Genomic DNA, 24,249 nt, shown 5'->3' on the forward strand with positions numbered 1-24,249 from the left:
CCCGCCGTCAGATTCAGGCCTGATGCGCAAGATCTTCGCGAGTCGGCCCCTGAAAGTAGATAGTACTAATATGGCAACTTCGAGGCTGAGTCAGTACAAAACGAATCGTTTCCCAGATTGACCATCCATTCACCAGACGCTCCCCCATTCTTGATTGATTATCGACATGCGCATCTAAACCGGTCAGTTCAAAATCAGGCGGATATAATCCGGTTACCCGAATGTTTTCTTTGGATAAGTGTTCTGACAGTTTCGTTGTAAAGCCGCTGAGCCCGTGTTTGCTGGCAAAAAAAGCGGGATGGGCAATCGAATCTGTAAAGTTCGGAATACCGCACGCAGAGATAACTGCAATGATGTCTGCACTGTCTGAGCGTCTTAAACCCGGAAGCATTGCCTGGGTTAGCAGGATTGAACCTGTCAGGCCTGAACTGACGGTATTGAAGATTTCTGTGCTCGAATGTTCGTCTATTGTCCCGGACAACCACTGAGCAGCATTCAGAATTAAAATATCGATTGGCCTGTCTGAATGTAAGACCTGCGAAGAAAACTGAGAAATGGATTCCGGCAGGGCTAAATCACAGAGATACCCTTTCGCCTCACCACCTTCAGCCGCGATGAGGCTGCAGGTTTTTTGAATATCCACCGCCCGACGGGCGCTAAAATCCACTTCAACGCCCTCTCGGGCAAGCCAGACGCACAGCGCCTGACCAAATCCCCCGCCGCCACCCGTGATAACAGCTCTTTTACCCCTCAGCATAACTCTGCGTCCTCTGTCGTGATGAGTCTGTATCGAGAATTAATAGCATGATGAGGCGGGTAACATCTTCCCGTTAGTGCCATTTACAGCGGGAAAGAGCGCTTGAGCGTCTTTTATATTTCCCCAGAGAATTAGCTACCTCTTTCTTCGGCACAAGCTGCCAACGCCTGGTTTACTGGACTCGGATAATGGTTTATTTATTCTTGAATTTAACTTTGATTAATAATCTATACTGCGCCATTCTCCGATTTTATATTTAACTCTCTTTCGACTCGGGAGTCCCCTGATGAAAAACCAGTTTCCACTGGTCATTATCAAAACGCTCCCAACATGAAGAACGAAGAGAAGTACGACTGCCATCTGGATTAAACGTCCTGTAATGTAATATAGCGAAATTATCGCTTACGTTGATGAGTTGATAATCGCGACTGAGAATAGTTGGCGCATTTATTTCAGCAGAAAGGCATTCTATTGTCTCTGTACGAGTGACTAACACGCCTGTACGTGTTATTTCTCTAAATTCTTTATGAAGTATTTGTTCAAGCCACTCCCTGTCTTTTCGCATGTCGCCATGTAGAGAACATTCAAGTCTAATAAGCTTCTCAAGGAGCATAGTGATTGCCCTCATTACATGTCAGTGTTTATAAAACGATAATCGATCTAAGGCAATGGCCGCTCCTGCCATGAAGCGGACCTTCCCCCTACACCGCCGACTTCGGCCTTAAGTTCTCATCAAACGTCAGCCGTTTCCGGTCAGGCTCAGCCTCGCGCAGCGGCTCCACCTGGTGCATAGTGAGCTTGCAGCGCTCCACCAGCACCTGATACTCCCGCGTGCCCTGCTGCTTCCACGCCAGCTCCTGCTCGCTCAGCTCGCGAATCGCTTTGGCCGGGCTGCCGATAATCAAATGGTTGGCGGGCATCTCCGCTTTCGCCTTCACGAACGCCGCCGCGCCGACGATGCTGTTTTCACCGATGACCGCGCCGTCCATCACCACCGCGTTCATGCCCACCAGCGCATTACGGCGGATCACGCAGCCGTGGAGAATGGCGCTGTGGCCGATATGCCCGTCCTCTTCCACCACCGTGTCCTGCTCCGGGAAGCCGTGCATCACGCAGTTATCCTGAATGTTGGCACCGTCTTTCACCACGATACGGCCAAAATCACCGCGCAGGCTGGCGTTAGGACCGACGTAAACGCCTTTGCCCAGAATCACGTCGCCAATCAGCACCGCCGTCGGGTGAACATAGCTCTCGTCCGGTACGACCGGCGTCAGACCGTCAATTTGATAAACTGGCATCTTCGCTCCTTATGCGCTTGTAAGACCACCAAAGCGTTGATAGTAGAGCGTGCCGGGCACGGGCAGCTCGCCCACGGAGGTTTCGCCCTTCTCGCTGACAAACGCCAGCGCCCCCGGCGCGACACGCTGATAGATGTTAATGCAGAGCTGTCGGGCGCTTTGCCCCGCCCAGTGCGCGGGCAGCAACTCTTCCGGCAGCAGCGGATCTTTCAGCACCACGCGACGATAAAAGTGAATCAGCAGCAGCTGGATCTGGAAACAGCGTTCCGGCGTCAGCTCCTCCGGCGCGGCCTCTTTCAACAGCGGCAGCAGCGGGCGGAATGAATCGATGAACGTCTCGTACATCGCGTTTTGCTCGGTTAGCTGCCAGCACTCCTCCACCCGCGAACGCAGCGCGGCACGGGAGAGCGCCAGCGGCGAGTGGGCTTCAAAGAAAATCACGTTTTCCGCCACGCCGGCATCGTGAAGCAGGGACTGCACGTCCGCCAGATGCTGCGACGGCGAGGCCATCAGGCTCGGCGCCAGCGTGCCAAACCCCTGCCAGATCAGCTGTTTTTTGACGTCGGCAAGGGTGGTTTTATCCAGACCTTCGGAGAGCAGCAACAGCCATTTGCCGTCCCATGCGGGCAGTTCCGCACGGTAAATCTTATTCTCCGCGCGACGCGTCAGGCGAAGCCCCTTATCGCTCAGGCGGTAAAAGCTGCGACGTCCGATGCGGGAAACGTCCAGCCAGCCCTCTTTGTTGAGGCGAAACAGCGCGGTGCGCACGAAGCGCTCGCCAAACCCCATGCCTTCCAGCAGGGCGGCCAGGCTACCGAGCCAAATCTCACCGCCGCGATGGGAAAGCGCGTCACCGTATAACGAGGAGATAAGCGAGGTCCCGCTGACGGGAACGGAGCTGACCGCGTGCTGGATAAAGGCGTCGAGTTTATTCATGTGATTCATTCTGTTGTTATTTTTGTCCTGGATGAATCATAGCATAGGATTCTGGGATAGCCCCTCACCCTAACCCTTTCCCAAAGGGAGAGGGAACTTTTACACCCTCTCCTTTTGGGAGAGGGAACTGTTTACACCCTCTCCTTTTGGGAGAGGGAACTGTTTACACCCTCTCCTTTTGGGAGAAGGAACTGTTTACACCCTCTCCCTTTGGGAGAGGGCCGGGGTGAGGGAAAACTTAGCCGTTGGCCGCAGCTTTACGCAGGTCAAACACCCGGCAGGCTTTGCCCTCCGAGCGCGGGATGCTGCCGCAGTTAACAATCATTACGTCGGTGGAAATCCCCACCATCGACTTAATGCGGTGGCGAAGCTGGTGGCACACCTGGCAACGCTGCTCATGGGTCAGCGTGAGGCTACTCTCTTTCAGCTCGACCTTCACGGAAAGTGAATCAAGATGCCCGCGACGGTTCACCTCCAGCTGATAGTGCGGAGAAAGGTGTTCGAACTTGACGATCTCCTCTTCCAGCTGCGACGGGAAGACGTTGACGCCGCGGATGATCAGCATATCGTCACTGCGCCCGCTGATGCGGTCCATGCGGCGCATGCTGCGCGCGGTGGCCGGGAGCAGACGCGTTAGATCGCGGGTGCGGTAGCGGATCACCGGCAGCGCCTCTTTGGTCAGCGTGGTGAACAGCAGTTCGCCCTGCTGGCCGTCATCCAGCGGCGTGCCGTCGTTCGGGTTGACGATCTCCGGGTAGAAGTGATCTTCCCAGATGGTCGGGCCGTCGACGGTTTCGATACACTCCATCGCCACGCCCGGCCCCATCACTTCGGAGAGGCCATAGATATCCAGCGCGGTAATGCCCAAGCGTTTTTCGATTTCGCGACGCATGGCCTGCGTCCACGGCTCGGCGCCGAAGACGCCCACGCGCAGGGAACAGCCGCTGGCATCGCCGCCCATCTGGCGCTCCAGCTCCTCAATCAGGTTGAGGCAGTAGGACGGCGTCACCATGATCATATCCGGCTGGAAATCACGGATCAGCTGCGCCTGTTTCTCCGTCTGGCCGCCGGACATCGGGATCACCGTCGCGCCTAAACGCTCGGCGCCGTAGTGCGCCCCCAGCCCGCCGGTAAACAGGCCGTAGCCATACGCCACGTGAATTTTGTCCTTCGCGCTGCCGCCCGCGGCGCGCAGGGAGCGGGCCACCAGATTGGCCCAGTTGTCGATGTCGCCCTGCGTGTAGCCGACAACGGTCGGTTTGCCGGTGGTGCCGGATGAGGCGTGAATACGCACCACCTGCTCCATCGGCACGGCAAAGGTATCGAACGGATAGTTATCCCGCAGGTCCTGCTTGGTGGTGCACGGGAATTTACGGATATCCGCCAGCTCGTTGAAATCGTCAGGGTGAACGCCCGCCGCGTCAAACTTGCGTTTGTACATCGGCACGTTGTTGTAGGCGTGATGCAGCGTCCATTTCAGACGCTCGGTCTGCAGAGCCTGTAGCTCGTCAAGGGAGGCCGTTTCAATCGGATCAAGCTTTGTTGTATTTGTCATTGTAGGGTACTCACATTGTTTTTATGCTCAAACACGCTCAAGGATCATGGCAATGCCCTGACCCACACCGATGCACATCGTACACAGCGCGTAGCGCCCGCCGCGTCGGTGCAGTTCGTTGCTCGCGGCCAGCGCCAGTCTGGCACCGCTCATGCCCAGCGGGTGGCCCAGCGCAATCGCGCCACCGTTCGGGTTGACGTGCGCGGCATCATCCGGCAGGCCTAACTGGCGCAGCACGCCCAGCGCCTGCGAGGCGAAAGCTTCGTTAAGCTCGACAACGTCCATATCGTTAATGCTGAGTCCGGCGCGCTCCAGCGCCTTGCGGGTGGCCGGGACCGGGCCGAGCCCCATCAGACGAGGCTCCACGCCCGCCGTCGCCATCGCCACGATCCGCGTGCGCGGGACCAATCCCTGCGCCAGCGCCATCTTCTCGCTGGCGACGATCAGCGCCGCAGCGCCGTCGTTGACGCCGGAGGCATTCCCCGCCGTGACCACCCCGTTCTTACGAAACGGCGTTTTTAGCCCGGCGAGCTGTTCGAGCGTGGTGTCCGCGCGCGGATGTTCATCCACGCTGAACTCAGTGACCGTCCCTTTTTTTCCCGGCACCGGTACCGACACAATCTCCTGCGCCAGAATGCCGTTCTGCTGAGCCTGCGCGGTACGCTGCTGGCTGCGCAGCGCGAATGCGTCCTGATCGGCACGGCTGATATTTAACAATTCAGCTACATTCTCTGCCGTTTCCGGCATACTGTCAGTTCCGAATTGCTGATGCATGAGCGGATTCACAAATCGCCAGCCGATGGTGGTATCAAAGATTTCCGCCTGACGCTGAAACGCGGCGGTGGCTTTACCCATCACAAACGGCGCGCGGGACATGGACTCCACGCCGCCCGCAATCAGCAGCTCGCCATCGCCCGCCTTAATGGCGCGGGCAGCAAACCCAATCGCGTCCAGACCCGACCCGCACAGGCGGTTAATGGTGGTTCCGGACACCGTCTGCGGCAGCCCGGCCAGCAGGGACGACATGCGCGCTACGTTGCGGTTATCTTCCCCCGCCTGGTTAGCGCAGCCGAAAATCACATCGTCGATCCGCTCGAGGTCGAGTTGGGGATAGCGGGCCAGCAGCGCGCGCAGCGGCACGGCACCGAGATCGTCGGTCCGGACTGCGGCAAGCGCGCCGCCGTAGCGACCCACCGGGGTTCGAACGCCATCACAAATAAATGCGTCACGCATCAGGCCTCTCCTGTCACGCTGCCGCCGATGCGGTGAGATTTCCCGCGAAAAAGGGCGACGGTTTTCTGTTGCTGGTTCTGGATTTCAATGTCGTACACGCCGGTCAGCTTGCCCTGATGCATCACCCGCGCGGTGGCGGTGAGCGTGTCCCCGGCAAAGCCCGGACGCAGAAAATCAATCGAGCAGCCTGAGGCTACCGCCGCCAGCCCCTGGCTGTTGCAGGCGTAGGCAAAGGCGGTGTCTGCCAGCGAAAAAAGCTGTCCGCCGTGGCAGGTTTTATGGCCGTTAAGCATCTGCGGGGTGATGGTCATGGTCACCACCGCGTAGCCCTCGTCCATGGCGACAATGTCCATCCCCATCGCCTGCGCGCAGGCGTCCCGTTCGTACATCGCGCGGGCGTTATGCCAGGCGTTATGACTCATAGCTACTCTCCAGAAGCGCGCGCTGGCGCAGCAGTGAACAGGGGCGATAGCGCTCTTCGCCGTAATGACGCTGCAGGTTCTCCAGCAGCGTCAGCAGGCGCTGCCAGCCCAGCCGCTCGCCCCAGGCGATCGGCCCGCTCGGGTAGTTCACGCCCAGGCGCATGGCGGTATCGATGTCCTTCTCGCTGGCGACCCCTTTTTGCAGGGCATCCAGCGCTTCGTTGGCAATCATTGCCAGCGTGCGCCAGACCAGCAGGCCGGGATAATCGGCAATTTGCACCACCCGGTTACCCTGCTGCTGCAGGTAGCGGATGGCCTTTTGCGTCGCGGTGTGCGGGTTGCTGGCCGCCGCCGCAATCACCGCCACGTCGCGCTCAATGCGGTCCACCACCACCACCGCGCCGTTGAGCCGCAGCGCCAGCGCCTGAGCGGTTTCGCCCTGCGTTTCAATCAGGTACACTTCATCAATTTCGGTGACACCGTCACGTCTTCTTTCCACGCGCATCGGGCTGTAGCTGTCGTTCACGGCCGGCACCCACTGCACGTCGGGTTTGTCACCCTGCCAGTCGTAGACGCCCTTCCCGCTCTTTTTGCCCAGCCTTCCTGCCAGCACCAGCTCCTGCTGCACCAGCGAAGGCAGAAAACGACGCTCCTGCCAGAAGGCGTTAAATACCGAGCAGGTCACCGCGAAATTCACGTCCTGACCAATCATGTCGGTCAGCTCCAGCGGCCCCATCGGGAAACCGCCGCCGTCGCGCAGGGCGGCATCAATCACCTCCGGCGGCGCGACCTGCTCTTCCAGCGCGCGCCAGGCTTCGGAATAAAACGGACGCGCGACGCGGTTGACGATGAACCCCGGCGTTGACTGGCAGCGAACGGGCTGTTTGCCCCAGTTCAGCGCCAGCTCGCACAGCGCGTCGGCTACTTCCGGAGAGGTCGCCAGCCCGCTGACCACCTCCACCAGCTTCATCACCGGTGCCGGGTTGAAGAAGTGCAGTCCGGCGACCCGCTCCGGGTGGTGGACGTCCGCCGCAATCGCCGTAACGGAGATGGATGAGGTATTGCTGGTCAGCACCGTTTGCGGCGGGCAGATCTCAGCCAACTGAGCAAACAGCGCCTTTTTCACCTCCAGACGCTCGGAGGCCGCTTCTATAATCAGATCGGCCGCGGCGAGCGCCTCGATATCGGTGACCGGAAGCAGCCGGGCGAGGATCTGGCTCCCGGCATCGGCGGAGAGTTTTCCGCGCGTCACCCGGGAGGCCAGACGCTGGCGGATCCCGTCGATGGCCCGCGATATCGCGTCGCTGGAGATGTCGTAGATCAGCACCTGATGCCCATGGCTGGCCGCGACTTCGGCAATCCCTGCGCCCATCGTGCCGCTGCCAATCACGGCGACAGTCCGTATGTTCAGCATCTTATTTCCCCGTAAAGTTCGGCGCGCGCTTCGCCAGGAAGGCGCTGACGCCCTCGCGGTAGTCGTCGCTGCGCCCGGCCAGGCGCTGGTAGTCGCGCTCCAGATCGAGCTGGGCGTCCAGGGTGTTGGTTTCCGCGGCATTGATCGCCTGCTTGATCAGCCCCAGCCCGAAGGTCGGTTGAGACGCAAAGTGCAGTGCCATCTGCTGCGCCGTAGCGGAGAGCTGTTCGTCATCCACCACCTGCCAGATCATCCCCCAGGCCTGCGCCTGTTCGGCGCTGAGCTTGTCGCCGAGCAGCGCCAGCCCCATAGCGCGGGCGCGTCCGGCCACGCGCGGCAGCAGCCAGGTGCCGCCGCAGTCCGGCACCAGGCCGAGCTTGCTGAAGGCCATCACGAAGTTGGCGGAACGGGCGGCGATCACCATATCGCACCCCAGCGCCAGCGTCGCACCCGCCCCCGCTGCTACGCCGTTAACCGCGCAAATCACCGGTTTCGGCAGCTTTGCCAGGCGGCGCACCAGCGGGTTATAGAAGGTTTCAACGGACATCCCCAGATCCGGCGCCGGGCCGTTGGGGTCGACGTTGCGGTCGTTCAGATCCTGACCGGCGCAAAAGCCGCGACCCGCCCCGGTGATCAGCAGGCAGCGAACGGTGTCATCACGCTCGGCCTGTTTCAGGCACTCGGCAAGCTGCTGGTGCATCACGTCGTTAAAGCTGTTCAGACGCTCCGGACGGTTCAGCGTAATGGTCATTACGCCCTGCTCAACATGACTGAGAATAAATTCCACAATTAGCGTCCTTTAAAGTCGGGGGTGCGTTTTTGTAAGAAGGCGTCGATGCCTTCCCGGCGATCCTCGGTGGCAGAAAGCAGCGTAAACAGCTGACGCTCCTGCGCGAGTCCGGCCTGGAGCGGCACCTCCTGAGACTGGCGCAGCGCCTGTTTCGCCGCCTGCAGCGCCAGCGGAGAGTGGCGCGCCATCAGCGCCGCCTGCTTCAGGGCATACTCCAGCGTCAGCGCTGGCGGGAAAACGTCGCTCACCAGCCCGGCGCTCAGCGCCTGCTGCGCGGAGATACTCTCGCCGGTCAGCACCATTTTGCTGGCAAGGGATTTACCGACGCTGCGGATAAGACGCTGGGTGCCGCCCGCGCCGGGCATGATGCCCAGCGTAATTTCCGGCAGGCCGAAACGGGCGTTATCGCCAGCAACGATCGCGTCGCACAGCAGCGCCAGCTCGCAGCCTGCGCCCAGCGCGAAGCCGTTCACGGCGGCAATCAGCGGTTTATGAAAAGCGTTAATGCGCGCCCACAGCTGCGGGCGGATATCGTTCAGCGTGGCGGGCAGATCTTTCTCCGCCATTTCGTTGAGATCGGCCCCGGCGGCAAAGCAGCGCTCGCTGCCGTAAATCACGCAGACGGCGATGTCGGCATCTGCTGCGGCGGACTCAAGCTGCTCGGCAATCTGGGTTAACAGCGCGTTATTGAGGGCGTTGCGCGCCGCCGGACGGTTTAACGTCAGCTGCAGCACGCGGCCATGACGGGTAACAATCAGTTCGCTCATGCCATCCCCTTCGCGTCGAAGTCGACAATCACGTCGGCGGTTAACGGCAGCGACTGGCAGCTCAGCACGTATCCGGCGGCCAGCTCGTCCGGCTCCAGGCTGTAGTTGGTCGCCATGTCCACCTTTCCTCGCAGCACTTTGCATTTACAGGTGGCGCACACGCCGCCCTTGCAGGCATACGGAAGATCCGCCCCCTGACGCAGGGCGGCATCCAGGATGCTTACGTCGTCCGCCGTCAGGGTGATTTCGCGGTCGCGCCCGTCCTGGCGCACGGTCACTTTCTGTCCTTCCGCCTGGACATGCACCGCGCGTTTTGCGGTGGTTCCCGGGGTGTTAAAGCGCTCAAGGTGAATGGAGTTGTCCGGCATCCCCAGCGCCTTCAGCGTCGCTTCGGCGTCGTCCATCATCGCCGACGGGCCGCAGATAAACGCCTCGTCGTACTGGCGGAAGTTAATCAGGGTTTTCGCCAGCGCCTGCAGCTTTTCCCCGTCGATGCGGCCATAAAGCAGATCGCTGTCCAGCCGCTCCTGGCTGAAGATGGAGACCAGCTGCAGCCGCTGCGTGTACTTGTCCTTCAGGTCCGCCAGCGCCTGGCGGAACATCATGCTCTCGCTGCTGCGGTTGCCGTAGATCAGGGTGAACTGGCTGTTGGGTTCGGTCGCCAGCGTCGCGGAGATAATCGCCAGCATCGGGGTGATCCCGGAGCCTGCCGCAATCGCCAGATAGTGGCCTTCACGTTCAGCCCGCGGCTGGTAGCCAAACTGTCCCTGAGGCACCATCACCTCCAGGGCCATGCCCGCTTTGATCTCATCCCGCGCATAGCGGGAAAAGCGCCCGCCGTCGATGGCTTTGACCGCCACGCTGATTTCGCCCGGGGCGGTACTCCGGCAGATGGAGTAGCAGCGGCGCAGCTCGTCCCCGCCAAGCTTCGTTTTTAACGTCAGGTGCTGGCCGGGGCGGAAGCGGTAGGCGTCCTGCAACGCCTGTGGCACCGCGAACGTGATGGTCACCGCGTCGCGGGTTTCGGGTTCCACTTTTGCCACTGTTAATGAATGAAACGTTGTCATGGCAGCCTCAAATGCATTTGAAATAGTCGAAGGGCTCACGGCAGGTGTTGCAGCGGTAGAGCGCTTTGCAGGCCGTCGAGCCAAATTCACTGATAAGCGAGGTGTCGGTGCTGGCGCAGCGCGGGCAGGTCACCTCCACAGGCGCGTGCGCGTGGCAGCTATGCCCCACGGGCGGGCTGATGCCGTACGCCCGCAGGCGCTCGCGCGCGTCGGCGGTCATCCAGTCGGTGGTCCAGGCGGGTTCAAGCTGGAGCACAATGTGTACCGGGGTAAAGCCGTTCGCGGTCATCGCGTCGCGGATCGCCCCCAGCAGGTGCTCCGTTGCCGGGCAGCCCGAGTAGGTTGGCGTGAAGCCAATGACCCAGCCTTCCCCCTGCGCCTTCACGCTGCGCACCATGCCTAAATCGGTGATGGTTAATACCGGCACTTCCGGATCGGGGATCTGGCTTAACAGCGCCCAGATCTGCGGGATTTGCGCGGGCGCGATGTCGACGAGGCGTTGCATAGCGTTCTCCTTTACCACTGCTGACCGGGATACGCGCGCTGGAGGTACTGCATTTCCGCCAGCATCGGGCCCAGATGTTCGGTATGCAGCCCCCTCTTGCCCCCGGTGCGGTACGCCACCTCTGCGGGAACCTGCAGGCAGGCCTCATTGAGACCGGCAAAGACTTCGCTTTCCCACGGCTGGCGCAGGACGCGCGGGTCAACCGCCACGCCCGAGTCAATCAGGGCCAGCTCGACGTCATCGGCTTCAAACAGCTCCGCCGTAAAACGCCACAGGTTGTCGATGGCCTGCTGCATTTTTTGCGCGGACGTTTCGGTCCCGTCGCCCAGACGCACCAGCCAGCCGCGGCTGAAGCGCAGGTGGTAGCGCGCCTCTTTAATCGCTTTGGCGGCGATGGCCGCAAGCTGGCCGTCGCTGCTTTGGGTCAGCCGTTCGTACAGCGCCACGTTCCAGGCATCCATCAGGTACTGGCGGGCAATGGTGTCGGCGAAGCTGCCGTTCGGCTGCTCCACCAGCAGGACGTTGCGGAACTGGCGCTCGTCGCGGCCAAACGCCAGCGTGTCTTCATCGCCCCGGCCTTCCCGCTCCGCGGCATAGGTCAGGAAATTGCGCGCCTGGCCCAGCAGGTCGAGACCGATATTGGCGAGCGCGAGGTCGATTTCCAGCTCCGGCGCGTGGCCGCACCAGGCGCCGAGACGCTGGGAAAGCACCAGACCGTTGTCGCCCAGACGCAGGGCATAGGCAGTCACTGAATTCATTCTTTGCCTCACATATGCTCGATGCCGTCGGGGATGGTGTAGAACGTCGGGTGGCGGTAGACCTTGCTTTCCGCCGGGTCGAAGAACTCACCGCGCTCTTCCGGCTGGGAGGCGACAATCTCGCTCGCCTTAACCACCCAGACAGAACACCCTTCGCTGCGGCGGGTGTAGGCATCACGCGCATTTTCCAGCGCCATGCGATCGTCGGCGGCATGCAGACTGCCCACGTGACGGTGGGATAACCCTTGTTTGCTGCGTACGAACACTTCGTACAGCGGCCAGTAGACGTTGCTCATGGTTATTTCCTCTTATGCGGCCTGACGGGCGCGCTGTTTTTCCGCGTGCGCCAGTGCGGCTTCGCGCACCCACGCCCCCTCTTCCCAGGCTTTACGTTTGGCGGCCAGGCGCTCGTGGTTGCAGATGCCGCGCCCGCTGATGACCTCGTCAAACTCATGCCAGTCGATCTCGCCGAAGCGATAATGACCGCTCTCTTCATCCAGACGCAGGTCGGGATCCGGCACCGTCATGCCCAGCATCTCCACCTGCGGCACCGTGTTGTCGACAAAGCGCTGGCGAAGTTCGTCATTGCCGAAGCGTTTGATTTTCCACGCCAGGCTGCGGGCGCTGTTCGGTGAGTTGTCGTCGTTCGGCCCGAACATCATCAGCGCTGGCCACCAGAAGCGGTTGATGGCGTCCTGCAGCATCTGACGCTGGGCCTCGCTGCCCTGCGCCAGCGCCATGCAGGCCTCAAAGCCCTGGCGCTGGTGGAAGCTCTCTTCTTTACAGATTTTCACCATCGCGCGGGCATACGGACCGTAGGAGGTCCGGCACAGCGCCACCTGGTTGACGATAGCGGCACCGTCCACCAGCCAGCCGATCACGCCGATATCGGCCCAGCTCAGGGTCGGATAGTTGAAGATGGAGGAGTATTTCATCCTGCCGTCGAGCATTTTCTGGTAGATGTCTTCCCGCGCGCAGCCCAGCGTTTCCGCCGCGCTGTAGAGATAGAGTCCGTGCCCGGCTTCGTCCTGAACTTTCGCCAGCAGGATCGCTTTTCGGCGCAGCGTCGGCGCGCGGGCGATCCAGTTCCCTTCCGGCAGCATGCCGACAATTTCGGAGTGCGCATGCTGACCAATCTGACGGATCAACGTCTTACGGTAGGCGTCAGGCATCCAGTCCTGAGGCTCAATCGCCGTCTCCTGCGCTATGCGCTGCTCAAACCGTTGTTCTTGCGTCACGTCATCACCTTTATGATTCGTTAGTTTGCAAATTAAGGCGTAATGTTGAATCACTTTGTTTTTTAGAAGTTACACATAGGTTAAATATAACCCCAAGAATTGTTTCCTGGTTTTGTGATGCTGCTCGCAAGGCTTTTGCATCAGGCCTTTCAGAAAGCGTCTTCAAGCGATGCGATTCATCCAGCCAGATCACAACGTTAACAATTCATTAAAAACTCAGCTTGATTTTTATGATTCACGATCAAACTATTAATGAGTAAATCACGTAACATTTGGAGATAAGCGATGCAGCAGTTAGCCAGCTTCTTATCCGGTACCTGGCAGTCTGGCCGGGGCCGCGAGCGCACTATTCATCACGCCATCAGTGGCGAAGCCCTGTGGAGCGTGACCAGCGAAGGGCTGGACATGGTGGCCGCCCGTCGCTATGCGATTGAGCGCGGCGGGGAAGCGCTTCACGAGATGACCTTTATCGAACGTGCTGCCATGCTGAAGGCGGTGGCAAAGCACCTGCTCAGCGAAAAAGAGGCGTTCTATGCCCTGTCAGCTCAGACGGGCGCAACGAAGGCGGACAGCTGGGTGGATATTGAAGGCGGCATCGGCACCCTCTTCACTTACGCCAGCCTGGGCAGCCGCGAGCTGCCGGATGACACGCTGTGGCCGGAAGACGAGTTAATCCCACTGTCGAAAGAAGGCGGCTTTGCGGCGCGCCACGTCCTCACCTCCAAATCCGGCGTGGCGGTGCACATCAACGCCTTTAACTTCCCCTGCTGGGGGATGCTGGAAAAGCTGGCGCCGACCTGGCTTGCCGGCATGCCCGCCATCATCAAACCCGCTACCGCGACCGCGCAGGTGACGCAGGCGATGGTGAAATCCATCGTCGACAGCGGACTGGTGCCGGACGGCGCCATCAGCCTGATCTGCGGCGGCACGGGGGATCTCCTCGACCAGCTCGACAGCCAGGACGTGGTGACCTTTACCGGCTCCGCCAGCACCGGGCAAAGCCTGCGCGTGCACCCGAATATTGTGGCGAATTCGATTCCGTTCACCATGGAAGCCGACTCCCTGAACTGCTGCGTGCTGGGGGAAGACGTCACGCCGGAACAGCCGGAGTTTGCGCTGTTCGTCCGGGAAGTGGTCCGCGAGATGACCGCTAAAGCCGGGCAAAAATGTACGGCCATTCGCCGGATTATCGTCCCGCAAAACCAGATTGACGCGGTGAGCAAGGCGCTGATTGCCCGCCTGGAAAAAGTGGTGGTGGGCGACCCGGCGCAGGAAGGGGTGAAGATGGGTGCGCTGGTCAACGCCGAACAGCGCGCGGACGTGCAGGAGAAAGTGGAGCAACTGATCGCCGCTGGCTGCCAGATCCGTCTGGGCGGCAAAGCGGATCTGCAGGCCGCGGGCGCGTTCTTCCCACCGACCCTGCTGTTCTGCCCGCAGCCGGACGAAACCCCGGCGGTGCACTCAACCGAAGCCTTCGGCCCGGTTGCGACGCTGATGCCGTATCGCAACGCACGCCACGCGATGCAGCTTGCCCGCGCGGGCGGCGGCAGCCTGGCGGGTACGCTGGTCACCGCAGACCAGGCCATTGCCCGCGAGTTTATTGCCGGCGCGGCGCGCGCCCACGGACGCATTCAGATCCTTAACGAGGAATCATCAAAAGAGTCTACCGGCCACGGCTCCCCGCTGCCTCAGCTGGTGCACGGCGGCCCGGGCCGCGCGGGCGGCGGCGAAGAGCTGGGCGGCCTGCGCGCGGTGAAGCACTATCTGCAGCGCACCGCGATTCAGGGCAGCCCGACGATGCTGGCCGCCATTGGCAAACAGTGGGTGCGTGGCGCAACGGTGCAGGAAGATCGCGTTCATCCGTTCCGCAAATACTTTGAGGAGCTGCAGCCGGGCGATAGCCTGCTGACGCCGCGCCGCACCCTCACGGAAGCGGACATCGTGAACTTTGCCTGCCTGAGCGGGGACCATTTCTACGCCCATATGGACAAGATAGGCGCGGCAGAGTCGATCTTTGGCGAGCGCGTGGTGCACGGCTACTTCCTGATCTCCGCCGCGGCGGGACTGTTTGTTGATGCGGGCGTCGGGCCGGTTATTGCCAATTACGGCATGGAAAACCTGCGCTTTATCGAGCCGGTTAAGCCGGGCGATACCATTCAGGTGCGTCTGACCTGCAAACGTAAAACGCTGAAGAAACAGCGTACCGCCGAGGAAAAACCAACCGGCGTGGTGGAATGGGCGGTTGAGATCTTCAACCAGCACCAGCAGGCCGTGGCGCTCTACTCCATCCTGACGCTGGTGGCGCGCCAGCAGGGCGAATTCAGCTAACGTCCCTTCCCCTTTACCACAATGGCTGGTGGCTCCCGGTAATTTGACGCTGCTTACAGATTCACTGGGGGCCTTCAGCAAGGCCCTCAACATAAAGTGAACGGAATAACCTCCACAGCCGTATGTTCCCCCTCACCCCAGCCCTCTCCCTCAAGGGAGAGGGGGCCGTCTGTGCTGACATCATTTGTGGGGAGAGGAAATGGCCCGGCCTGTGATTTATCCCCGCTCTTTTTTTAACCTGGCAAGGCTGACAAATAATCTGGCAGATGCAGGCAAACGCTTTTCTCGGGCGCCTGTCAGGATAAGGCTGTCACAACACAATATCCCCTAAATAATTCGAGTTGCAGGAAGGCGGCAAGGGAACGAATCCCCCGGAGCGTACATAAGTACGTGACTGGGGTGAGTGAGTGCAGCCAACGCACCTGCAACTTGAAGTATGACGGGTATAAACACAACAAGATGAGGTCTACGATGGGAAGCAATTCTTCTTTTTCTGCCCGTAGAACGGCGCTGGCCATGGCCGTTGCGCTGTGTTGCGCCTGGCAATCCCCTGTTTTCGCCCACGGCAGTGAGGCGCATATGGTCCCGATGGACAAAACGCTGCAGGACTTTGGTGCGGACGTTCAGTGGGATGATTACGCACAGATGTTCACCATTGCGAAAGACGGTGCCTTTGTGAAGGTCAAGCCGGGCGCAAAAACCGCCATCGTCAACGGTAAAACCCTCAGGCTTCAGGTGCCGGTGGTGATGAAAGGCAAGAAAGCCTTTATTTCAGATACCTTCATCAACGATGTTTTCCAGTCCGGCCTTGACCAGACCTTCCAGGTTGAAAAACGCCCTCACCCGTTAAACGCGCTAACGGCGGACGAAATTAAGCAGGCCGTTGAGATTGTAAAAGCCTCGGCGGACTTTAAGCCGAATACCCGCTTTACCCAGATCGCCCTGGCAGAGCCCGAGAAAGCCAAAGTGTGGGACTTTGTGCTTAACGGTACGGCAGTGGATGCCCCGCGTCAGGCGAAGATCGTCATGCTTGATGGCAAGCACGTTATCGAAAGCGTGGTGGACCTGAAGGATAAAAAAATCCTGCGCTGGGAACCGGTAAAAGACGCGCACGGCATGGTGCTGCTGGACGATTTCACCGCGGTTCAGCAGATCATCAACGAAAGTACCGAGTTCGCCGAGGTGCTTAAAAAACACGGCATCACCGACCCGAAAAAAGTGATTACCACGCCGCTGACCGTCGGCTATTTCGACGGTAAAGACGGCCTGAAGCAGGAAGATCGCCTGCTGAAGGTGGTGAGCTATCTGGACGTGGGCGACGGCAACTACTGGGCGCACCCGATTGAAAACCTGGTCGCGGTTGTCGATCTTGAGCAGAAAAAGATCCAGAAGATTGAAGAAGGCGCCGTTGTTCCGGTTCCCATGACCCCGCGTCCCTATGATGGCCGCGACCGCGTAGAAACGGTGAAGAAACCCCTGGAGATCGTCGAGCCGGAAGGCAAGAACTACACCATCACCGGGGATATGGTGCACTGGCAGAACTGGGATTTCCACCTGAGCCTGGACTCCCGCGTCGGCCCGATGATTTCAACCGTCACCTATAACGACAACGGCAAAAAGCGCCAGGTGATGTATCAGGGGTCACTCGGCGGCATGATCGTCCCTTATGGCGATCCGGACGTGGGCTGGTACTTTAAAGCCTACCTCGACTCCGGCGACTACGGTATGGGCACCCTGACCTCACCGCTGGTGCGCGGTAAAGACGTGCCGTCCAACGCCGTGATGCTCAATGAAACCATTCCGGATTACACCGGCGCGCCGATGGAGATCCCGCGCGCGATCGCCATTTTCGAACGCTACGCCGGGCCGGAATATAAACACCAGGAGATGGGTCAGCCAAACGTCAGCACCGAGCGCCGCGAGCTGGTGGTGCGCTGGGTGAGTACCGTGGGCAACTACGATTACATCTTCGACTGGGTGTTCCATGAAAATGGCACCATCGGCATTGATGCTGGCGCGACGGGTATCGAAGCGGTGAAAGGCGTTCAGGCGAAAACCATGCACGACGCCACCGCCAAAGACGACACCAAATACGGCACGCTGATCGACCATAACATCGTGGGCACCACGCACCAGCACATCTACAACTTCCGTCTCGATATGGACGTGGACGGCATCAACAACAAGCTGGTGGCGATGGATCCAGAAGTGAAGCCGAATACCGCCGGGGGCCCGCGCACCAGCACCATGCAGATCAATCAGTATGATATTGATACCGAGCAGCAGGCGGCGCAGAAATTCGACCCGGGCACCATTCGGCTGCTGAGCAACACCAGTAAAGAGAACCGCATGGGCAACCCGGTCTCGTACCAGATTATCCCTTACGCGGGCGGTACGCACCCGGTGGCGACCGGCGCGAAATTTGCCCCGGACGAGTGGATCTACCATCGCCTGAGCTTTATGGACAAACAGCTGTGGGTAACCCGTTACCATCCAGATGAGCTCTACCCGGAAGGAAAATTCCCGAACCGTTCCGTACACGACACGGGCCTGGGGCAGTACAGCAAGGATAACGAGTCGCTCAACGATCGGGATGACGTGGTCTGGATGACCACCGGCACCACCCACGTCGCCCGCGCGGAAGAGTGGCCGATCATGCCGACGGAATGGGTGCATACCCTGCTTAAACCGTGGAACTTCTTCGACGAGACGCCAACGCTAGGGAAAAAGAAAGAGGAACAGAAATAAATAACGTACCGGGCGCAATGCCCGGTTTTTCATCCATTTACTTGCTGAATACCACTCCCCGATTATAGTTATTTCTACCTCATATATTTCCATTGCATTTCTTGAACCACTTTTAGCCAGGACGCGAATTTTCCACAAGCGACGTAATACATCACTGAGAGGTTTAGGATGAAATTCAATTTGATCGTCAGGAGTCTTGCTCTGGCAGGACTTGTTATTTCCGTCAGTTCCGCGTATGCCGCAGACGCCCCGAAGGATGCCACGACTGCAACGCAACAAGCCAATAACGCCCTGTTTAATCAGCTTCCTTTCTCCGACAACACCGATTTTACGAACGCCCATAAAGGCTTTATTGCACCGATTCCTCAGGAAATTATCAAAGGGGAACAAGGGAATGTCATCTGGGATCCACAGCAATATTCATTTATTAAAGAAGGCGATAAAGCACCGGACTCCGTTAATCCCAGCTTATGGCGTCAATCTCAGCTGATTAATATTAGCGGCCTGTTTGAAGTGACCGATGGCGTATATCAGATCCGAAATCTTGACCTGTCAAATATGACCATCATTGAAGGGAAAGAAGGTATTACCGTGGTTGACCCGCTGGTGTCGGAAGAAACGGCGAAGGTCGGGATGGATCTCTATTTTAAAAATCGCGGCAAGAAGCCTGTCGTCGCCATTATTTATACCCACAGCCACGTTGACCACTATGGCGGCGTGCGCGGCGTGGTGGATGAAGCCGACGTGAAGTCCGGCAAAGTGAAGGTCTACGCGCCAGCCGGGTTTATGGAAGCGGCCGTTGCCGAGAATATCATGGCGGGCAACGTGATGAGCCGCCGCGCCAGCTATATGTATGGCAACCTGCTGAAGCCCGATGCCAAGGGCCAGGTGGGTGCCGGTCTTGGGACAACGACCTCCGCCGGGACGGTCACGCTGATTGCCCCGACCAATATCATTGAGAAAGACGGGCAAAAAGAGGTTATCGACGGCCTGACCTATGATTTTATGCTCGCACCGGGATCCGAAGCGCCATCGGAAATGCTCTGGTATATCGAAGAGAAAAAACTGATTGAATCCGCTGAGGACGTGACCCATACCCTGCACAACACCTACTCGCTGCGCGGGGCCAAAATCCGCGAGCCGCTGCCGTGGTCGAAGTACATCAACCAGGCGATTGTGCGCTGGGGTGACAAAGCTGAAATCATCATGGCGCAGCACCACTGGCCGACCTGGGGCAACGAAAACGTCGTCAAGCTGCTGAAAAGCCAGCGCGATCTCTATCGTTACATCAACGACCAGACGCTGCGTATGGCCAACGAAGGGCTGACGCGCGACGAAATCGCAGCGAACTTCAAGCTCCCGGATTCACTGGCGCATACCTGGGCCAACCGCGGCTATTACGGTTCGGTGAGCCATGACGTAAAAGCCACCTATGTGCTGTATCTGGGCTGGTTTGACGGTAACCCGGCGACGCTGGATGAACTGCCGCCTGAAGAAGGCGCGAAGAAATTCGTGGAGTATATGGGCGGCGCGGATGCCATCCTGAGCAAGGCGAAAACCGACTTCGACCAGGGTAACTACCGCTGGGTGGCGCAGGTGGTGAGCAAAGTGGTCTTTGCCGATCCGAATAACCAGGCGGCACGCAACCTGGAAGCGGATGCGCTGGAACAGCTTGGCTACCAGGCTGAATCCGGTCCGTGGCGTAACTTTTACCTGACCGGTGCGCAGGAGCTGCGTAACGGCGTGGTGAAAGGGCCAACGCCGAATACCGCCAGCCCGGATACGGTGCGCGCGATGACGCCAGAGATGTTCTTTGACTATCTGGCTGTCCATATCAACGGACAAAAAGCGGGTGACGCCAAATCGGTGTTTAACATCGATCTGGGCAGCGATGGCGGGAAGTACAAACTCGAGCTGGAAAACGGCGTGCTGAACCACACGGCGAACGCGGAAGCAAAAGAGGCGGACGCGACGCTGACGCTTAACCGTGACACCCTGAATAAAATCATCCTCAAGGAGGTGACGCTGAAACAGGCCCAGGACAGCGGAAATATTAAAATTACTGGCGACAGCGCGAAACTTGATGCCATGCTTAGCTATATGGACAAGTTTGATTTCTGGTTTAACATTGTGACACCGTAACGGTGCACGCAAAAGGGCGGTTCGTCCGCCCTTTCCTGCTTCACGTGTTAGCCAGAAAGGGTAAAAAGCGTCAATGGAAAAAAGAAAAAAACCGACACTTGAACGGGCAACCTGGCCAACGCGCCATGCTATGGTCATGCACGGGCTGGCGATGAACCTGCCGTGGCTGGCCTTCGTGAATATCAGCTTCGCGGTGATGATTCTGCTGCGACACGTTTTGCTTAATACCAGCGATCCCCTGTATCCCCATTCGCCGCAGCTGACGAGAATAGTTGATGCCTCCATGCTCGGCATTATCATCCTCTCCGCTGCGCTGATCCTGATGGCCTGGCGGCGCATCGCCGGCATCAGCGTGGTGTTGTTTATCTGCAGCGCCATCTGGTCGGTCTCCTGCTTCTGGTTTATCACCCAGCTGCTGCTCCCGCACGTCTGGCCGCTGTGCGTCATTTTATTACTCGCCGGCTTAACGGCGCTCTATTTTTATCCTGAAGGGCTACTCGCCTTTGTGCTCCCGCTCTGGATCACCCTGCCGGTAGCAAGCTGGATACGGAACGATGGCCTCAACCTTCACTTCATTGTTATCTGGAGCGTCTTTACGCTGATCCTGATTTGCGGACGTTTCATCCTGCTGAGCTGGTTTGACGAGGCCTGGCGACGTAACCAGCAAAATCAGCTATTGATCTCCAGGCTGGATGCGCTGGCGCATCAGGATCCGTTAACCAAAACCGCCAATCGCCGGAAAATGGAAGTGGTGCTGGAGAACGCGGTTGAGCAGAAAAAAACCTTCTCGGTGATTATGCTGGATATCGACTATTTCAAACGCTACAACGACACCTACGGGCACCAGGCGGGTGACGACTGCCTGACCCGCGTGGCGCGGGTGCTGAAGCAGTCGGTGCGCACGCCTGACGATGTGGTGTCACGCTACGGCGGCGAGGAGTTCGTGGTGATCCTGTTTAACTGTCCGGAAAACATTGCGGAAAAGGTGGCCTTACGCATTCAGGACGGCCTGCGTACAGAAGCTATACCGCACAGTGCGTCAACCGTTAGCGATCGTGTCACCGTGAGCATGGGGATTGCGAGCATGGCGGAGGGGTTAGCAGGCACCGAGATCATCGCCCGCGCCGATGCGGCGCTGTATCGGGCGAAAGAGGCCGGGCGGGATCGGTGGTCGCTGTAAACATGTCGGGTGGCGGCTACGGCTTACCCGACCTACAAAATTCGCCCGGTGCAGCCTGATGCCCTCACCCTGACCCTCTCCCACGGGAGAGGGAACAAACACAAAAAAGGCAACCTCCAGGTTGCCTTTTGCTTTTACTAGTAGCGCACGCACACCGATTTGGTTTCACACCAGCCGTCCAGCCAGTCCGGACCAAAGTCACGTCCGGTGCCGGACTGCTTCATGCCGCCGAACGGCAGGTTGGCGTCAATCAGCGTATGGCTGTTCACCCAGACGGTGCCCGCCTGCAGCCGGTCGGTATATTCCAGCGCCTTGCTGATATTCTGCGTCCAGACGCTGGCCGTCAGGCCATACTCGCTGTCGTTTGCCAGCTGGAGCGCCTCTTCTCCGTCGGCGACGCGTACCAGGTTGACCACCGGGCCAAACACCTCTTCACGGGTCAGGCGCAGTGAGGCATCCGGGTTCACCACCAGCGTAGGCGAAACGTAATAGCCTTTGCCTTCCGGCCCCCGGTTACCGACGATCAGCTCCGCGTTGCGCGACTTCGCTTCATCAAGGAAGGTCTGCACCTTGTCGCAGTGCGCGCGCGACACCAGCGGGTTGATAAACGCCTCCGGCGACATGCCCGGCCCGACGCTCAGGGATTTCACCGCCTGCTCAAACCCGCTGACCAGCGTGTCAAACAGCGGCGCTTCAATATAGATGCGCGAGCTCGCCGCGCACACCTGCCCCTGGTTCAGGAAGCTGCCGGTCATCAGGCCTTCGATCACCCACGCCGGGTCTGCGTCTTTTAGTACGATGGCCGGGTTTTTCCCGCCCAGCTCCAGAGTCACCCCTGTTAGCGTGTCCGCCGCCGTGCGGGCAATTTGCTTACCCGTCGCCGTTGAGCCGGTAAAGCTCACCTTTGCAATATGCGGATGCGAGGTCAGCGCTGCGCCGCACACCGCGCCGCTCCCGGTCACCACGTTGAACACTCCGTCCGGAATGCCCGCTTCGCTTGCCAGTTCCGCCACGCGCAGCATGGTCAGCGGCGTGGTCTCTGACGGCTTGATGACAATAGAGCAGCCCGCGGCAAGCGCAGGCATCACTTTCCACATCCCGATCATCAGCGGGAAGTTCCAGGGCACAATCCCGGCCACCACGCCAACCGGCTCCTTACGCGTCCACGCCTGATAGCGGGCGCCCTGCGGCAGCGGGATGGAAAGGTCGAGGGTCTTACCCGAAATTTTGGTGGTCAGCCCGGCGGTATAGCGCATCCAGTTCAGGGTGCAGCCGACTTCAAACATACGGGAAATATTGATGGATTTGCCCTGCTCCAGCGTTTCAAGCTGGGCCAGCTCTTCGCTGTGCTGTTCGACCAGATCGGCGAAATGAAGCAGGATCCGCTCGCGCTCCGCCGGCAGTTTTCCGGCCCAGCTGCGGGCGACAAACGCGCGCCAGCCGGACATAACAGCACGGTCAACGTCGTCGACGCTGGCATCGGCAGTTGAGGCAATGACCTCGCCCGTGGCCGGGTTGAAGACGTTCAGCCGTTTTTCACTGTCCGACGCGGCCTGACGCCCTTCAATCCACAGGCCATGCTGTCGGTCTAAAAATTGTTGTACGGCAGGCTGAATGGCCACCTGTGATTCAGACATAGGATACTCCTTCGTTATTCTTCGCAGGGTGTCCATCCAGTCTAAGTGGGGTTTTGCGTTCGCGCTTTTGTCTCTGTGACATTCGCTTTGCCACCTGTGACAGGCTCCGCAAATCGCGATAATTGCCGCTTATATCGCTGTTACCGGTGAGTGTTCTTTCCTATAGTCAGCCTCATAGCTCTGACAAAATGCAACACAAATGCAACAATGCGAAAACGTTGACGGTGCAGTGAGAGAAACGATGGCGTGTGCAAGCGAGCAGGAACAGTATCAGCAGTGGCTGGCGCAAATTAACCAGGTTTGCGGGCGTTTTAACGCGCAGCCCACCGGGGGGAAATTCTTCGGCGAGCTGGAGACCAGCTATGCGCGCAGCCTGAAGCTCAGCACCGTGACCGCAGGCGGCGTCAACCTGTTCCGCTCCCGTCAGGAGATCGCTCAGAGTAATGATGCCTGGTTCTATACCGTGTTCCAGCTCGAAGGCAGCGCGGAAATTGAGCAGGATGACCGTCGCGCGCTGCTCAGAACCGGTGATATCACGCTGATTGACGCGTCGCGTCCCTGCTCGATCAACTGGCGGGAAAAATCCCGCCAGATTTCGCTGCTGGTTCCCCGTCAGATTATTGAGCAGCAGTGTCGCTTCCAGGAAATAAGCTGCGCGACCGCCCTTTCCCGCACCTTGCCCACGGTACAGCTGAGCCATCGCCTGCTGATGGAGAGCATGAGCAATGCAGACCTGAGTGACCGTGAAAGCGAAGCGGCGCTCGAGGCGATGATCTGCCTGCTGCGCCCCGCTTTCCAGCAGCGTGAAATCATTCAGCCGCGCAAGGAGCGCCAGTTCCAGCATGTGGTGGCGCTGATTGACGATCATATTCAGTCTGAATCGCTGCGCCCGGAATGGATTGCCGCCGAGAGCGGCATGTCCGTGCGCAGCCTTTACCGCATGTTTGCCGAGAAGGGGCTGGTGGTGGCGCAGTACATCAAAAACCGTCGTCTGGATCTCTGCGCGCAGGCACTGCAATCTACCGGTGATGATGAAAAGCTGGCGGGCATTGGCTACAGCTGGGGCTTTACCGACCATAGCCATTTTTCAACGGCGTTTAAGCAGCGTTTTGGCGTCTCGCCGGGTGAATACCGCAGGCGCTACCGCTAACTACTTTTTGAGCCATTTTCCGTTAATGCCCTTCACGTATTCGCCCGGCTGCGCGCGGGCAACCAGTTTCTGACCGGCCATTTTAGCCACTTCATCAACCGGCAAATTATTGCTGTCGGCCAGCTTCTGGTAGTTTTCCGCGCGCGCGGCATTGATACGATTGACCAGCGCCAGCGTTTCCGCGTCCTGTTGAATCGGGGCAAGATAGCCGCTGAGGGTTTCCCCCACGCGCCCCTGCGCCCGGGCATCGTTTAAGGTCAGCGCAGCCGCCTGCACGTTCATCCCCAGCGCCAGTAAAATGAGAGCTAATCGTTTCATGGCATC

General features: G+C 59.2%; 22 protein-coding genes. 5 read left to right on the forward strand and 17 right to left on the reverse strand.

Going from position 1 to position 24,249, the window contains the following annotated elements; translation table 11 throughout:
• Positions 1-13: 13 nt before the first annotated feature.
• The 15 genes from AC27FC_RS05120 to paaA all read right to left on the reverse strand — a co-directional run bounded on the left by AC27FC_RS05120 (position 14) and on the right by paaA (position 12,740).
• Positions 14-757 (reverse strand): SDR family oxidoreductase, encoded by a 744-nt coding sequence (locus AC27FC_RS05120; RefSeq protein WP_087822507.1) that lies wholly within the window; start codon positions 755-757, stop codon positions 14-16.
• Positions 758-1,013: 256 nt separating this feature from the next.
• Positions 1,014-1,385, reverse strand: a complete 372-nt coding sequence (locus AC27FC_RS05125) for a nuclear transport factor 2 family protein (protein WP_316992822.1) — start codon at positions 1,383-1,385, stop codon at positions 1,014-1,016.
• A 73-nt stretch (positions 1,386-1,458) separates the two neighbouring features.
• Positions 1,459-2,055 carry a phenylacetic acid degradation protein PaaY gene (paaY, locus tag AC27FC_RS05130; protein ID WP_023619119.1) on the reverse strand — a complete coding sequence of 199 codons (597 nt, stop codon included), beginning with the start codon at positions 2,053-2,055 and terminating at the stop codon, positions 1,459-1,461.
• A gap of 9 nt (positions 2,056-2,064) precedes the next feature.
• A complete protein-coding gene (paaX, locus tag AC27FC_RS05135; protein WP_033145431.1) occupies positions 2,065-3,000 on the reverse strand; it encodes a phenylacetic acid degradation operon negative regulatory protein PaaX in 936 nt (311 codons plus the stop codon).
• Between the two features lie 229 nt (positions 3,001-3,229).
• Positions 3,230-4,546 carry a phenylacetate--CoA ligase PaaK gene (gene paaK / locus AC27FC_RS05140; RefSeq protein ID WP_045888536.1) on the reverse strand — a complete coding sequence of 439 codons (1,317 nt, stop codon included), beginning with the start codon at positions 4,544-4,546 and terminating at the stop codon, positions 3,230-3,232.
• Between the two features lie 27 nt (positions 4,547-4,573).
• Positions 4,574-5,779, reverse strand: coding sequence for a 3-oxoadipyl-CoA thiolase (pcaF, locus tag AC27FC_RS05145; protein ID WP_126327645.1), 1,206 nt, complete (start codon positions 5,777-5,779; stop codon positions 4,574-4,576).
• The gene (gene paaI, locus AC27FC_RS05150; protein ID WP_196354437.1) at positions 5,779-6,201 is read right to left on the reverse strand and encodes a hydroxyphenylacetyl-CoA thioesterase PaaI; all 423 of its coding nucleotides are present in this window, start codon (positions 6,199-6,201) and stop codon (positions 5,779-5,781) included. Before paaI ends, pcaF begins: the two co-directional genes overlap by 1 nt.
• A complete protein-coding gene (gene paaH, locus AC27FC_RS05155; RefSeq protein WP_196354439.1) occupies positions 6,191-7,615 on the reverse strand; it encodes a 3-hydroxyacyl-CoA dehydrogenase PaaH in 1,425 nt (474 codons plus the stop codon). Before paaH ends, paaI begins: the two co-directional genes overlap by 11 nt.
• Position 7,616: 1 nt before the next feature.
• On the reverse strand, positions 7,617-8,405 hold the full coding sequence (paaG, locus tag AC27FC_RS05160) for a 2-(1,2-epoxy-1,2-dihydrophenyl)acetyl-CoA isomerase PaaG (RefSeq protein WP_094935220.1): 789 nt from the start codon (positions 8,403-8,405) through the stop codon (positions 7,617-7,619).
• Entirely contained in the window at positions 8,405-9,172 is a 768-nt protein-coding gene (paaF, locus tag AC27FC_RS05165) for a 2,3-dehydroadipyl-CoA hydratase PaaF (protein ID WP_196354441.1), read from the reverse strand. Before paaF ends, paaG begins: the two co-directional genes overlap by 1 nt.
• Positions 9,169-10,239 carry a 1,2-phenylacetyl-CoA epoxidase subunit PaaE gene (paaE, locus tag AC27FC_RS05170; protein WP_196354443.1) on the reverse strand — a complete coding sequence of 357 codons (1,071 nt, stop codon included), beginning with the start codon at positions 10,237-10,239 and terminating at the stop codon, positions 9,169-9,171. The genes paaF and paaE overlap by 4 nt, the downstream gene beginning before the upstream one ends.
• A 7-nt stretch (positions 10,240-10,246) precedes the next feature.
• A complete protein-coding gene (gene paaD / locus AC27FC_RS05175) occupies positions 10,247-10,744 on the reverse strand; it encodes a 1,2-phenylacetyl-CoA epoxidase subunit PaaD (protein ID WP_039262618.1) in 498 nt (165 codons plus the stop codon).
• Between the two features lie 11 nt (positions 10,745-10,755).
• Positions 10,756-11,502 (reverse strand): 1,2-phenylacetyl-CoA epoxidase subunit PaaC, encoded by a 747-nt coding sequence (paaC, locus tag AC27FC_RS05180; RefSeq protein WP_196354445.1) that lies wholly within the window; start codon positions 11,500-11,502, stop codon positions 10,756-10,758.
• 8 nt (positions 11,503-11,510) lie between these two features.
• Complete coding sequence (gene paaB, locus AC27FC_RS05185; protein WP_196354447.1) at positions 11,511-11,798, reverse strand: 1,2-phenylacetyl-CoA epoxidase subunit PaaB; 288 nt, start codon at positions 11,796-11,798, stop codon at positions 11,511-11,513.
• Between the two features lie 12 nt (positions 11,799-11,810).
• Positions 11,811-12,740: a 1,2-phenylacetyl-CoA epoxidase subunit PaaA gene (gene paaA, locus AC27FC_RS05190; protein ID WP_232926339.1), complete on the reverse strand. Its 930-nt coding sequence runs from the start codon at positions 12,738-12,740 to the stop codon at positions 11,811-11,813.
• Between the two features lie 285 nt (positions 12,741-13,025).
• Here paaA and paaZ point away from each other — a divergent pair, with 285 nt between their 5' ends.
• From paaZ to AC27FC_RS05210, 4 genes are all read left to right on the forward strand, one after another.
• A complete protein-coding gene (paaZ, locus tag AC27FC_RS05195) occupies positions 13,026-15,068 on the forward strand; it encodes a phenylacetic acid degradation bifunctional protein PaaZ (RefSeq protein ID WP_094935215.1) in 2,043 nt (680 codons plus the stop codon).
• A 471-nt stretch (positions 15,069-15,539) separates the two neighbouring features.
• Complete coding sequence (gene tynA, locus AC27FC_RS05200; RefSeq protein WP_196354450.1) at positions 15,540-17,816, forward strand: primary-amine oxidase; 2,277 nt, start codon at positions 15,540-15,542, stop codon at positions 17,814-17,816.
• A 168-nt stretch (positions 17,817-17,984) separates the two neighbouring features.
• Entirely contained in the window at positions 17,985-19,958 is a 1,974-nt protein-coding gene (locus tag AC27FC_RS05205; RefSeq protein ID WP_196354452.1) for an alkyl/aryl-sulfatase, read from the forward strand.
• A gap of 73 nt (positions 19,959-20,031) precedes the next feature.
• On the forward strand, positions 20,032-21,138 hold the full coding sequence (locus AC27FC_RS05210) for a GGDEF domain-containing protein (protein WP_058840684.1): 1,107 nt from the start codon (positions 20,032-20,034) through the stop codon (positions 21,136-21,138).
• 137 nt (positions 21,139-21,275) lie between these two features.
• On the opposite strand, the gene AC27FC_RS05215 is transcribed toward AC27FC_RS05210, so the two are convergent.
• On the reverse strand, positions 21,276-22,775 hold the full coding sequence (locus tag AC27FC_RS05215; protein ID WP_039262650.1) for an aldehyde dehydrogenase family protein: 1,500 nt from the start codon (positions 22,773-22,775) through the stop codon (positions 21,276-21,278).
• A gap of 241 nt (positions 22,776-23,016) precedes the next feature.
• On the opposite strand from AC27FC_RS05215, the gene feaR reads away from it, so the two are divergent.
• The gene (gene feaR / locus AC27FC_RS05220; protein ID WP_033145415.1) at positions 23,017-23,925 is read left to right on the forward strand and encodes a transcriptional regulator FeaR; all 909 of its coding nucleotides are present in this window, start codon (positions 23,017-23,019) and stop codon (positions 23,923-23,925) included.
• Here feaR and AC27FC_RS05225 read toward each other — a convergent pair whose 3' ends face one another.
• Positions 23,926-24,243 carry a YdbL family probable chaperone protein gene (locus tag AC27FC_RS05225; RefSeq protein WP_023311566.1) on the reverse strand — a complete coding sequence of 106 codons (318 nt, stop codon included), beginning with the start codon at positions 24,241-24,243 and terminating at the stop codon, positions 23,926-23,928.
• Positions 24,244-24,249: the final 6 nt, after the last annotated feature.

It is taken from the genome of Enterobacter sp. C3_dUdeg (assembly GCF_057536195.1).

Bases quoted from the DNA above. Each gene is read 5' to 3' on its own strand.
- AC27FC_RS05120 (WP_087822507.1), bottom strand. From the start codon at position 757: ATGCTGAGGGGTAAAAGAGCTGTTATCACGGGTGGCGGCGGGGGATTT.
- AC27FC_RS05125 (WP_316992822.1), bottom strand. From the start codon at position 1,385: ATGAGGGCAATCACTATGCTCCTTGAGAAGCTTATTAGACTTGAATGT.
- paaY (WP_023619119.1), bottom strand. From the start codon at position 2,055: ATGCCAGTTTATCAAATTGACGGTCTGACGCCGGTCGTACCGGACGAG.
- paaX (WP_033145431.1), bottom strand. From the start codon at position 3,000: ATGAATCACATGAATAAACTCGACGCCTTTATCCAGCACGCGGTCAGC.
- paaK (WP_045888536.1), bottom strand. From the start codon at position 4,546: ATGACAAATACAACAAAGCTTGATCCGATTGAAACGGCCTCCCTTGAC.
- pcaF (WP_126327645.1), bottom strand. From the start codon at position 5,779: ATGCGTGACGCATTTATTTGTGATGGCGTTCGAACCCCGGTGGGTCGC.
- paaI (WP_196354437.1), bottom strand. From the start codon at position 6,201: ATGAGTCATAACGCCTGGCATAACGCCCGCGCGATGTACGAACGGGAC.
- paaH (WP_196354439.1), bottom strand. From the start codon at position 7,615: ATGCTGAACATACGGACTGTCGCCGTGATTGGCAGCGGCACGATGGGC.
- paaF (WP_196354441.1), bottom strand. From the start codon at position 9,172: ATGAGCGAACTGATTGTTACCCGTCATGGCCGCGTGCTGCAGCTGACG.
- paaE (WP_196354443.1), bottom strand. From the start codon at position 10,239: ATGACAACGTTTCATTCATTAACAGTGGCAAAAGTGGAACCCGAAACC.
- paaD (WP_039262618.1), bottom strand. From the start codon at position 10,744: ATGCAACGCCTCGTCGACATCGCGCCCGCGCAAATCCCGCAGATCTGG.
- paaC (WP_196354445.1), bottom strand. From the start codon at position 11,502: ATGAATTCAGTGACTGCCTATGCCCTGCGTCTGGGCGACAACGGTCTG.
- paaB (WP_196354447.1), bottom strand. From the start codon at position 11,798: ATGAGCAACGTCTACTGGCCGCTGTACGAAGTGTTCGTACGCAGCAAA.
- paaZ (WP_094935215.1), top strand. From the start codon at position 13,026: ATGCAGCAGTTAGCCAGCTTCTTATCCGGTACCTGGCAGTCTGGCCGG.
- tynA (WP_196354450.1), top strand. From the start codon at position 15,540: ATGGGAAGCAATTCTTCTTTTTCTGCCCGTAGAACGGCGCTGGCCATG.
- AC27FC_RS05205 (WP_196354452.1), top strand. From the start codon at position 17,985: ATGAAATTCAATTTGATCGTCAGGAGTCTTGCTCTGGCAGGACTTGTT.
- AC27FC_RS05210 (WP_058840684.1), top strand. From the start codon at position 20,032: ATGGAAAAAAGAAAAAAACCGACACTTGAACGGGCAACCTGGCCAACG.
- AC27FC_RS05215 (WP_039262650.1), bottom strand. From the start codon at position 22,775: ATGTCTGAATCACAGGTGGCCATTCAGCCTGCCGTACAACAATTTTTA.
- feaR (WP_033145415.1), top strand. From the start codon at position 23,017: ATGGCGTGTGCAAGCGAGCAGGAACAGTATCAGCAGTGGCTGGCGCAA.
- AC27FC_RS05225 (WP_023311566.1), bottom strand. From the start codon at position 24,243: ATGAAACGATTAGCTCTCATTTTACTGGCGCTGGGGATGAACGTGCAG.